The 1,068-nt window shown below is 60.7% G+C and carries 2 protein-coding genes; both read right to left on the bottom strand.

The genetic code is table 11. The features are described from left to right. Positions 1 to 482 precede the first annotated feature (482 nt). A complete protein-coding gene (locus ACS5Q1_RS48035; RefSeq protein WP_473104804.1) occupies positions 483 to 674 on the bottom strand; it encodes a hypothetical protein in 192 nt (63 codons plus the stop codon). A gap of 234 nt (positions 675 to 908) precedes the next feature. Then, positions 909 to 1,068, bottom strand: a 160-nt coding sequence (locus ACS5Q1_RS48030; RefSeq protein ID WP_473104805.1) for a UDP binding domain-containing protein, incomplete at its 5' end; no start/stop codon positions are given.

Raw genomic sequence — 1,068 nt, 5'->3', positions numbered from 1 at the left:
CGCCGACTTGCACCGCCTGGCCCGCCGCGAGTTCGGCCGCCTGCAGCAACGGCCTGAGCTCATTACCAGCTTCTTTCGGCACGCAGGTCTCTCCGTTGCAGGTCTTTAGTGAAGATCATTAGAGTGTCATGTCCAACTCAGTTCCACCTGCTGGGCCGGAGCACCCAAGTGCAGTTTGAAGGCGAGGCCGGTCATCTCATCCTGCCGGCGGCCCACGTGAGGAACCCGTTGAGACTTCCCGCTTACAGGACGAGGCTCCGCTCGACCTGACGGCCGAACGGACCCAGTATCAGAGCCGCAGCTGATCATCGGCTTGCACACTGCGACCATCCAGTGGCTCATCACCCCGACACCGCTCGATCTAATCGGCATTGCGTTCTAGCACGACAAGATGGCGCGTAAGTTGCAGACGCCGGCCTGGTTCAGTCCCGAGGTCACCAGGCGATCCCAACTATCAGCCGCACATGATGGCCCTTGCCGGCCTACCGTCCTCGCCGGAGGTGGAGGCCACGGATGCGGCCCTTAACAGTCTGATCGACGACTTGGACGATCGTGCTGGCGAGCCCGAGCCGCAATGGACCCGAGTGGCGCGCATCCGTGACATCGGAGCCCGCCTTGACACCGAGACTGAACAGGACCTCGACTGGCACGAGAACTGGGCGGACCCACAGCATGTTGAAGACGTATCTTGTGCACGAGTCCAGAGAAGCAAAGTCGATCCGATTAGCTCAATAACCGCGCCAGCTTGCAAGACCATGCGTGCGGACTTCGGCAGCGGAAATGCTCATGTACCACCGATAGATCATAGTGGAACGGGAAGCTACTCCAAGTGTACACGCCCGAAGTCACGAGGCAGAGTCAATTGCTGTTTGCAGTCACGATCAAGTTGACGTGACATTCTCATCCATTCAGGACCGTCCGACGCTCACATAGGTGAAGCCGTGGCGGCGCATTTCCTCGGGGCGGTAGACATTGCGAAGGTCGACCACCACCGGGGCGGCGAGCGTCGCCTTCAGGCGGGCAAGGTCGAGCGCGCGGAACGTATCCCACTCGGTCACCAGAACCAGG

The sequence above is a fragment of the Microvirga sp. GN3 genome (genome assembly GCF_055792825.1).
This window is presented reverse-complemented; position numbering and strand designations above follow the sequence as displayed.